This is a genomic window from Bacteroides finegoldii DSM 17565, from assembly GCF_000156195.1.
Classification (GTDB): domain Bacteria; phylum Bacteroidota; class Bacteroidia; order Bacteroidales; family Bacteroidaceae; genus Bacteroides; species Bacteroides finegoldii.
Genome location: NZ_GG688323.1, coordinates 79,943 through 90,755 on the forward strand (window position 1 = coordinate 79,943; position 10,813 = coordinate 90,755).

5 protein-coding genes and 1 pseudogene are annotated in these 10,813 nt (G+C 44.1%); all 6 read left to right on the plus strand.

The features are described from left to right. Positions 1 to 229 precede the first annotated feature (229 nt). Positions 230 to 424 (plus strand): annotated as a pseudogene (locus BACFIN_RS21745) (linear amide C-N hydrolase); the annotation flags it as partial. 82 nt (positions 425 to 506) lie between these two features. Next, positions 507 to 2,975 carry a glycoside hydrolase family 95 protein gene (locus BACFIN_RS10465; protein WP_032839580.1) on the plus strand — a complete coding sequence of 823 codons (2,469 nt, stop codon included), beginning with the start codon at positions 507 to 509 and terminating at the stop codon, positions 2,973 to 2,975. 12 nt (positions 2,976 to 2,987) lie between these two features. After that, entirely contained in the window at positions 2,988 to 4,190 is a 1,203-nt protein-coding gene (locus BACFIN_RS10460; protein WP_007752934.1) for a glycoside hydrolase family 88/105 protein, read from the plus strand. A gap of 40 nt (positions 4,191 to 4,230) precedes the next feature. After that, on the plus strand, positions 4,231 to 5,703 hold the full coding sequence (locus tag BACFIN_RS10455; protein WP_007752941.1) for a glycoside hydrolase family 140 protein: 1,473 nt from the start codon (positions 4,231 to 4,233) through the stop codon (positions 5,701 to 5,703). After that, positions 5,703 to 9,569, plus strand: a complete 3,867-nt coding sequence (locus BACFIN_RS10450; protein ID WP_032839567.1) for a family 78 glycoside hydrolase catalytic domain — start codon at positions 5,703 to 5,705, stop codon at positions 9,567 to 9,569. The genes BACFIN_RS10455 and BACFIN_RS10450 overlap by 1 nt, the downstream gene beginning before the upstream one ends. Positions 9,570 to 9,681: 112 nt before the next feature. Further along, positions 9,682 to 10,569 carry an SDR family NAD(P)-dependent oxidoreductase gene (locus BACFIN_RS10445; protein ID WP_007752954.1) on the plus strand — a complete coding sequence of 296 codons (888 nt, stop codon included), beginning with the start codon at positions 9,682 to 9,684 and terminating at the stop codon, positions 10,567 to 10,569. Positions 10,570 to 10,813: the final 244 nt, after the last annotated feature.

Consider the following 10,813-nt stretch of genomic DNA (forward strand, 5'->3'; position numbering starts at 1 on the left):
CTTTTCTTCTTCAAATTTAAAAAATATTGCTCACATTCTTTACTTCCCTTGTGATGTACTTCTTACTTGGAGTAACGGTTTGTGCTAACATTTCCGTTCGCAACGGAAATGATTAATGATTTTACTGACAAATATAGGAAAGTATATTTCAAATGACAAGAAAATACAGAGGATATGACAGTCTCCTTTCAAACTATTATCAAGTAATTTGTTTATGGAAAAAACGATCGTTCCAAGTGCCACGCAATGGACATCAGCAACGGATATGAATAACCGGATTATCTATTTCCGAACGATGTACAACAGTACGATCCGCAGCATTGATTTGCGCTCTATTGATTTTTCCAAAGTGCATTATCGGGCTGTTCCAATGGATACCGTCAGGCAGCAGCCGATTGAAAAGATAAAAATAATGTCCGAGTAATTATATTCTTTTAGCGACTTATTGGGTACAAAAAGTCCGTTCAACCGTCCTTTTATAAAAGTATAAAAGACGTTAGATGATAATGAATAAAAAGAGATTGATCGGATATGTGCTCGTCATGCTGTCTGTAACTTCTATTCATGCACAAGAAACGAACGCTTCTACGCAAGAATATAAGTTATGGTATGACCGTCCCGCACAGGTATGGACGGAAGCCCTGCCTTTGGGCAATGGCCGTTTGGGAGCTATGGTATATGGAATACCGGGTACAGAACAAATACAACTAAACGAAGAAACTATCTGGGCAGGACGCCCTAACAACAACGCCAATCCGAACGCACTTGAGTATATTCCCAAAGTGCGTGAACTGGTCTTTGCAGGAAAATATCTCGAAGCGCAAACTCTTGCTACCGAGAAGGTGATGGCTAAGACAAACTCGGGAATGCCTTATCAAAGTTTCGGGGACTTGCGAATCGCTTTTCCCGGACATACCCGTTATTCGGACTACTATCGGGAGCTAAGTCTGGATTCCGCCCGCGCCATCGTGCGATATGAGGTAGACGGAGTACAATACCAACGCGAAACGATTACCTCATTTACCGATCAAGTGGTAATGGTCAGACTGACAGCCAGCCGTCCGGGACAAATAACCTTTAATGCCCAACTGACCTCTCCTCATCAGGATGTAATGATTTCCTCTGAGGAAGGAAATTGCGTTACGCTTTCCGGTGTCTCTTCCTGGCATGAAGGTCTCAAAGGGAAAGTGGAATTTCAAGGACGGTTGACTGCACGGAATAGAGGTGGAAAAATAGCATGTGCAGATGGAATTCTATCGGTAGAAGGAGCTGATGAAGCTATCATTTACGTGTCAATAGCCACCAATTTCAATAATTATCTGGATATCACAGGAAATCAGATAGAACGGACTAAAGACTATCTTTCCAAAGCAATGAAACATCCATTTCCGGAAGCCAAGAAAAATCATACTGATTTCTATCGCCGATACTTGACCAGAGTATCTTTGAACTTAGGTAAAAACCGATATGAAAACATCACAACCGATAAACGTGTAGAAAACTTCAAAGATACAAATGATGCTCATTTGGTAGCTACTTACTTCCAGTTCGGGCGTTACCTATTGATTTGTTCTTCACAACCTGGCGGACAACCCGCTAACTTGCAAGGTATCTGGAATGATAAATTATTTCCTTCTTGGGACAGCAAATACACTTGCAACATCAACTTGGAGATGAACTATTGGCCGTCTGAAGTTACCAATCTTAGCGAGCTGAACGAGCCTCTTTTCCGGCTGATAAAGGAGGTCAGCGAGACAGGCAAGGAAACGGCTAAAATCATGTATGGAGCGAATGGCTGGGTACTCCATCACAACACAGATATCTGGCGCGTCACAGGAGCAATTGACAAAGCTCCTTCGGGCATGTGGCCTAGTGGTGGAGCGTGGCTCTGCCGTCATTTATGGGAACGTTATTTATATACCGGAGATACCGATTTTCTGCGTTCCATCTATCCTATACTGAAAGAGTCCGGCCGTTTCTTCGATGAAATCATGGTAAAGGAACCGATACACAACTGGTTGGTGGTTTGTCCTAGCAATTCACCGGAGAATGTACATTCGGGCAATAACGGAAAGGCAACGACAGCCGCCGGATGTACGATGGATAATCAGTTGATTTTCGATCTTTGGACGGCTATTATTTCAGCTTCCGAAATTCTGGATACCGACAAAGATTTCGCAACTCATCTAAAGCAACGCTTGAAAGAAATGCCTCCTATGCAAATAGGTCATTGGGGACAATTGCAAGAATGGATGTTCGATTGGGATGATCCGAAGGACGTACATCGTCATGTCTCCCATCTTTACGGATTGTTCCCCAGCAATCAGATTTCCCCATACCGCACACCGGAATTGTTTGATGCGGCACGCACCTCGCTCATCCATCGCGGGGATCCGTCTACCGGCTGGAGTATGGGATGGAAAGTTTGTCTTTGGGCGCGTCTGCTTGATGGTGACCATGCTTATAAGCTGATAACAGATCAGTTGACTCTTGTACGCAACGAAAAGAAAAAAGGTGGTACTTATCCTAATTTGTTCGATGCACATCCACCCTTTCAGATTGACGGGAACTTCGGTTGTACGGCAGGAATCGTAGAAATGCTGATGCAGAGTTATGACGGATTCATCTATTTACTTCCCGCCCTTCCTACTTTGTGGAAGGAAGGTTCGGTGAAAGGTATTATCGCACGTGGTGGTTTTGAGCTTGACTTGAGTTGGAAAGACGGAAAAGTAAATCATCTGATAGTAAAATCCCACAAAGGAGGAAACTGTCGTCTCCGCTCACTCAACCCGCTAAAAGGTAAAGGACTGAAACCTGCCAAAGGCGAGAACCCGAATCCTCTCTTTGCCGTCCCCGCTATTACCAAACCATTGATTAACGGGAAAGCAAAATTGAATAAAATAGAGCTGACGGAAACCTATTTGTATGACCTGCCCACAAAAGCGGGAAAAGAATATATCCTGATCGGAAAATAAAAACTCAACTATATGAATCAAAATTTATTTAAGGCGATTATTGCCTGCGGAATTGTCTGCTTTATTGCTTGTACGACTACCAAGAAAGCAGAAACCGAAAAGTGGAGTGAACGCATGGCACGTTCCGAAATGAAACGTTTCCCAGAGCCCTGGATGATTGAAAAAGCTAAAAAACCACGATGGGGATATACGCATGGCCTTGTGGTAAAATCAATGCTCGAAGCATGGAAACATACGGGCGACAGTACATATTACGAGTATGCCAAGATTTATGCGGATAGTCTGATTGACACTGACGGACGTATAAAGACCATGAAATATCTTTCTTTCAATATCGACAATGTAAATGGCGGTAAGATTTTGTTCGACCTCTACGCAAAGACGGGAGATGAACGTTACAAAACGGCTATGGATACGCTTCGTAAGCAGATGACCGAACAGCCGCGTACCAGCGAAGGAGGCTTCTGGCACAAATTGAAATATACCCATCAGATGTGGTTGGACGGTATCTTTATGGCTTCTCCCTATCTGGTACAATATGGTGCGACTTTCCAGGAACCGGCTTTGTTTGACGAAGCGGTGAAGCAAATACTTTTGATTGCCCGTAAAACGTATGATCCGGCTACCGGTCTTTACTATCACGGATGGGATGAAAGCCGTGAACAGAAATGGGCAAATCCCGAAACCGGGTGTTCTCCGAATTTCTGGAGCCGCAGTATCGGATGGTATGGTGCTGCGATAGTGGATGTTCTGGATTATCTGCCACAAGAAACAGCAGGACGGGACAGCGTCATACAGATTCTTCAAAGGCTGGCCGAAGCGATTGTAAAATATCAGGACCCTCAATCCGGCACATGGTATCAAGTGACAGATCAAGGTGCACGTAAAGGTAATTACCTAGAGTCTTCGGCAACCGCTTTGTTTGTTTATACGCTCGCCAAAGCCATTAACAAAGGATATATCGGAAATGAATATATCGAACCAGTAAGAAAAGCTTTCAACGGCATGACCGGAAATTTCACCCTTTTGGAGGAAGACGGAAGTTATACTATCACCAATTGTTGTGCCGTAGCCGGACTGGGCGGAGACTCTAAAAGATACCGTGACGGTTCATTTGAGTATTATATCAGCGAACCGATTATCGAGAATGATCCGAAGTCAGTAGGAGCATTTATCCTGGCTGCAATTGAATTTGAAAAAATGATTGAGAAATAATCTGTGGTGAACTGGAATAAACAAAAACGATAAAAAAACAATGAAAAAATTCAAGATTCTTCCTTTTTTACTGCTACTGCTGAGCTTGAGTACTTCAGTGGCGGCACAAAAGAAAACACAGAAAACGTATATTCCCTGGAGCAACGGTAAACTTGTTGTCTCCGAAGAGGGGCGTTATCTGAAACACGAAAACGGTACTCCTTTCTTCTGGTTGGGGGAAACAGGATGGTTGCTCCCAGAGCGTCTGAATCGTGACGAAGCCGAATATTATCTGGAACAGTGCAAACATCGCGGATACAATGTAATTCAAGTTCAGACCTTGAATAATGTGCCATCCATGAATATCTACGGACAATATTCCATGATAGATGGATATAACTTCAAGAACATCGACCGGAAAGGTGTATATGGTTATTGGGATCACATGGATTATATCATTCGTACGGCTGCAAAAAAAGGACTGTATATCGGTATGGTTTGTATCTGGGGAAGTCCCGTGAATCGTGGAGAAATGACTGTCGAACAGGCGAAAGCATACGGAAAGTTCCTGGCGGAACGTTATAAGGACGAACCGAATATCATTTGGTTTATCGGTGGAGACATTCGCGGTGATGTGAAAACAGCCGAATGGGAGGCATTGGCAACTTCTATCAAAGCAATCGACAAGAATCACCTGATGACCTTCCATCCGCGTGGCAGAACAACCTCAGCAACTTGGTTCAACAACGCTTCCTGGCTGGACTTCAATATGTTTCAAAGCGGACACCGTCGTTACGGACAACGTTTTGGTGACGGCGACTATCCTATCGAAGAGAATACGGAAGAAGACAACTGGCGTTTCGTTGAGCGCAGTATGGCTATGAAACCCATGAAACCGGTTATCGATGGAGAACCTATCTATGAAGAAATTCCTCACGGCCTGCATGACGAGAACGAGTTGTTATGGAAAGATTACGATGTACGCCGCTATGCTTATTGGTCTGTATTCGCCGGTTCTTTCGGGCATACGTATGGGCATAATTCCATTATGCAGTTTATCAAACCGGGTGTGGGTGGTGCATACGGAGCCAAGAAGCCTTGGTATGAAGCATTGAATGATCCCGGTTATAATCAAATGAAATATTTGAAAAACCTGATGCTGACTTTCCCGTTCTTCGAACGTATACCGGATCAGTCTGTCATCGCAGGTAAGAACGGAGAACGTTACGACCGTGCCATCGCTACACGCGGTAATGATTATCTGATGGTGTATAATTATACCGGACGTCCGATGGAAGTTGATTTCAGCAAGATTAGCGGGGCAAAGAAGAATGCCTGGTGGTATACGACAAAGGACGGTAAGCTGGAATATATCGGTGAATTTAATAACGGTGTGCATACCTTCCAGCACGATAGCGGTTATTGCAGTGGAAACGATCATATTCTGATTGTGGTGGACAGCAATAAAAACTACCTCGGTAAGACATGGACGGAACTTCCCGATGCCCAACTGAAATATATCAGCGATAAATGATGAATAAGAGAATATTTATAGTAGCATTCTTTGCGTTTCTGTTTTTAGCAGGTTCAGTCTATGCAGCCATAGGCATAACCGAACTGCGAACGGAGCAATTAAGGAATCCGCTAGGTATTGACGTGCGCCAGCCCCGATTGGGTTGGCGCATCGAATCGGATGAACAGAATGTGATGCAAACAGCGTATCACATTCTTGTTGCTTCTTCTGCCGACTTGCTGGCGCAAGAAAAGGGAGATATTTGGGATTCAGGAAAGATAGAGTCCGACGCTTCCCAATGGATTGCTTATCAAGGTAAACCGCTAAAGCGTAATGCCCGCTATTATTGGAAAGTGAAGGTCTATACTAATAGAGGGGAAGCGGACTGGAGTGCTCCGGCCTTTTGGAGTATGGGATTGCTGAATGAAGCGGACTGGCAAGGCCAGTGGATTGGATTGGACCGTACCACTCCCGGTGACAGTGAAACCCAATGGAGCCGCTTGGCAGCCCGTTATCTCCGCAAAGAATTTGCGTTGAGCAAAGAGGTGAAACGTGCAACGGTACACATTGCTGGAATGGGACTTTATGAATTATTTATTAACGGACAGCGTATTGGCGATCAAGTGTTGGCCCCCGCTCCTACCGACTATCGGAAAACAATTCTGTACAACACTTACGATGTGACGCCACAACTTCGAAAAGAGAATGCTATTGGTGTGACATTGGGCAACGGACGTTTCTATACGATGCGCCAGAATTACAAACCGTACAAGATACCGACATTCGGCTATCCCAAACTCCGCCTGAATCTGATTGTGGAATATATGGATGGCAGTAAAGAAACGATTGCTACAAACACTTCATGGAAACTGACAACCGAAGGTGCTATCCGTAGCAATAACGAATATGACGGCGAAGAATATGATGCCCGCAAGGAATTGGGCAACTGGACACAAAGCGGTTATGACGACAAAAGCTGGATAGCGGCACAAAGAGTCAGTATTCCTTCAGGAACATTGCGTGCCCAAATAATGCCGGGTATGAAAGTAATGGATACATTAAAACCTGTTTCCATCCAAAAACTTGGTGATAAGTACATCCTTGATTTTGGTCAGAATATGGCTGGTTGGATGCGGTTCCGCATTAAAGGACAAGCCGGTGACAGTATTCGTCTCCGTTTCGCAGAAACCTTGCAGGCCAATGGGGAACTCTATACTCGGAATCTACGTGACGCCCGTTCCACAGATACGTATATCGTAAGCGGACGCGAAGTGAAGGACACTACGTGGGCACCTCGTTTCGTGTATCATGGCTTCCGTTATGTGGAGGTCAGCAATTATCCGGATGCGCAACTTGGAGACTTCGTAGCTGAAGTCGTGGAAGACGAGATGACGCATACAGGATCTTTCAGTTGCTCTGACGAGACATTGAATAAGATTGTCCGTAATGCGTTTTGGGGAATCCGGAGTAATTATAAAGGTATGCCGGTAGACTGTCCGCAACGGAATGAACGTCAGCCTTGGTTGGGCGACCGCACCATGGGATGTTGGGGAGAGAGTATGCTTTTCGATAATTACGCAATGTATACCAAATGGACACGTGATATCCGCGAAGCACAACGTGAAGACGGTTGTATTCCCGATGTCGCTCCGGCCTATTGGAACTATTACTCGGACAATGTGACTTGGCCCGCGGCGTTGCCTATGGCTTGTGATATGCTTTTTACCAATTTCGGAGATAAACGTCCGATAGAGGAGAATTATCCGGCTATCAAAAAATGGGTGGCTCATATCCGTGAATACTATATGACAAAGGAATATATCATAACTAAAGATAAATATGGTGACTGGTGTGTTCCTCCCGAATCTTTGGAACTGATTCACAGTAAGGATCCTTCCCGCAAGACTGACGGTGCGCTGATCGCCACTGCCTATTATTTGAAAGTGTTGCAACTGATGCATCGTTTTGCCAGCCTGCAAGGACTGAAAGCCGATGCAGAAGAATGGGAAGAACTGGAACATCGTATGAAAGACGCATTCAATGCCCGCTTCTTGCATATAAAAGAGGGAACATCCCATGTGCCGGGACATACATTATATCCGGACAGTATCTACTATGGTAATAATACGGTCACTGCCAATATTCTGCCACTTGCTTTCGGGTTAGTGCCAAAGAATTACATCCATGAGGTTGCCAAAAATGCCGTAACTTCCATTATTACCACCAATAAGGGACATATCAGCACCGGAGTCATTGGTGTGCAATGGCTGTTGCGTGAATTAAGCCGTCGTGGTTATGCCGATGTGGCTTACTTGCTGGCTACCAACAAAACGTATCCTTCGTGGGGGTATATGGTTGGAAAAGGTGCTACCACCATTTGGGAATTATGGAATGGTGATACGGCAAATCCAGAAATGAACAGTGGCAACCATGTCATGCTTTTAGGAGATTTATTGCCTTGGTGTTTCAATAATCTGGCAGGTATCCGTGCAGACCGTTGGAAGTCCGGTTACAAACATATTATTTTCCAGCCGACTTTTGAGATTCAAGAGTTAAGCAATGTAGATGCATCTTATATGAGTATCTATGGAAAAATAACCAGCCGATGGAAGAAAACGCCCATGCATCTGGAATGGGATATTGAATTGCCTGCCAATACAACAGGCGAAGTACATTTGCCAGATGGTCGAAAAGAGAAGATCGGTTCGGGAAAACATCATTTTAGTATAGATATACCGACTAAGAACACAGCCATTCTAAGTGATGAATTTCTGTACGAAAAGGCCGCTTTCCCCGAATGTCACGGAGCTACTATTGTAGAGATGAAGAACGGAGATCTTGTCGCCTCTTTCTTTGGAGGAACGAAAGAACGCAATCCCGATTGTTGTATTTGGGTATGCCGTAAGCCGAAAGGCGCCAAAGAGTGGAGTGCTCCCAAACTTGCTGCCGATGGTGTGTTTTTACTCAAAGATCCGCAAGCTATATTAGCGGGAATCGACTCCACCTGTACACCGGTAAAAGATGCAAAAGGGAAACTCATCGCACGTCGGAAAGCGTGTTGGAATCCGGTACTGTTTCAAGTTCCGGGCGGAGATTTGATTCTCTTCTACAAAATAGGTCTGAAAGTGAGTGACTGGACAGGATGGTTGGTTCGTTCGCGTGACGGAGGAAAGACCTGGAGCAAGCGTGAACCTCTTCCTAAAGGTTTTCTAGGTCCTATCAAGAATAAGCCGGAATATATCGACGGTCGTATCATCTGTCCTTCCAGTACGGAAGGGAGTAAGGGCTGGCGTGTTCATTTCGAGATTTCTGATGATAAAGGAAAAACCTGGAAAATGGTAGGACCTTTGGAAGCAGAACTGTCCGTACCGACTCAGAACCGTAAAAAAGGAGGAATAAATACGGATGATCAGGAAGGCGGGGAAGCCATCAAAGGGGAAGGCGCTAAACCTATTTATGCGATACAACCTAGTATTTTAAAGCATAAGGACGGAAAATTGCAGATACTCTGCCGTACGCGCAATGCACAGATTGCAACAGCCTGGAGCAGTGACAATGGTGATACGTGGAGCAAAGTAACGCTGCTGGATGTTCCGAATAATAATTCCGGTACAGACGCTGTGACAATGAAAGATGGCAGGCATGTGCTTATTTATAATAATTTCTCTACATTGCCCGGAACTCCGAAAGGGCCTCGTACACCGCTTTGTGTAGCTATATCGGAGGATGGAATCAGCTGGAAGCCTGTTCTCACATTGGAGGATAGCCCGATCAGTCAATATTCTTATCCTAGCATTATTGAAGGTAAAGATGGAAAGCTGCATGCCATTTACACTTGGCGTCGTCAACGGATAAAATATGCCGAGATAGATCCGCTGAAGTTCTAAAAATCGAATAGTCATTTTACATAAATCGACCGCTCATTCCTATTCGAATGAGCGGTCGATTCTTTGTTTTTATCCGTTTTATGTTTTACATTTGCAATAAATAAAAAGAACGATGGCAGACAACTATATAGAAAAACAGCAAGAGCTATATGAAGCCAGAAAGGCTGCTTGGAAACAAGCACAGAAATATGGTAAGAAGAAATCTACAACCGTTCATCCGGTCAAATCGGCTTCGTGTACTCCAATGGCCTCAAAACCAGAGACCTCCTCCAAAAGAGTATTTATAACAGGAGGAGCGGAAGGTATAGGCAAGGCAATAGTAGAAGCTTTTTGCCTGTCCGGCGATCAAGTCGCTTTTTGTGATATAAACGAAACAGCGGGACAAGAGACTGCAAAAGCAACCGGATCTATATTCCATAAAGTCGATGTCAGCGATAAGGATGCACTTGAAAGTTGTATACAACGTATTCTTTCCGAATGGAATGATATTGATATTATTGTCAACAACGTCGGTATCAGTCAATTTTCGTCTATCACCGAAACAAGCGTAGAGGATTTCGACAAAATACTTTCTATCAACCTACGTCCTGTATTTATCACCTCCCGCCTGCTTGCCATACGTCGTAAAGAACAGTCCTCTCCTAACCCATACGGTCGGATTATCAATATCTGCTCCACACGTTACTTGATGAGTGAACCAGGAAGTGAAGGTTACGCAGCTTCTAAAGGCGGTATCTATTCTTTAACTCATGCACTGGCTTTATCGTTATCCGAATGGAATATCACCGTCAACTCTATTGCTCCGGGATGGATACAAACTCATGATTATGACCAACTCCAACCGGAAGATCATTCACAACATCCTTCGCGACGGGTAGGCAAACCGGAAGATATTGCCCGTATGTGTTTGTTTCTCTGTGAAGAAAACAATGATTTCATCAATGGAGAAAATATCACGATTGACGGAGGAATGACGAAAAAGATGATTTATCTGGAGTAGGGATATTCAGTAAATGTTCCTCTTTCTAAAAAATCAAGAGAAAAGCTCACGTAAAGCAAAGCTTTTCTCTTGATTTTTTCGTTCAACTCTCCCAGTCTTCTATCTTTTTTGTAGAATATTGTTTACATATTCTTGTTTTTTCCTTCCCACCCATGCATTATGTACATGTCTTTTTTAGGGGAAGTTAAAACCTCTCCTGTTTTTCCTGTTATTTTAGTCAGATTATGCTGCCTTTTCTTTTTTT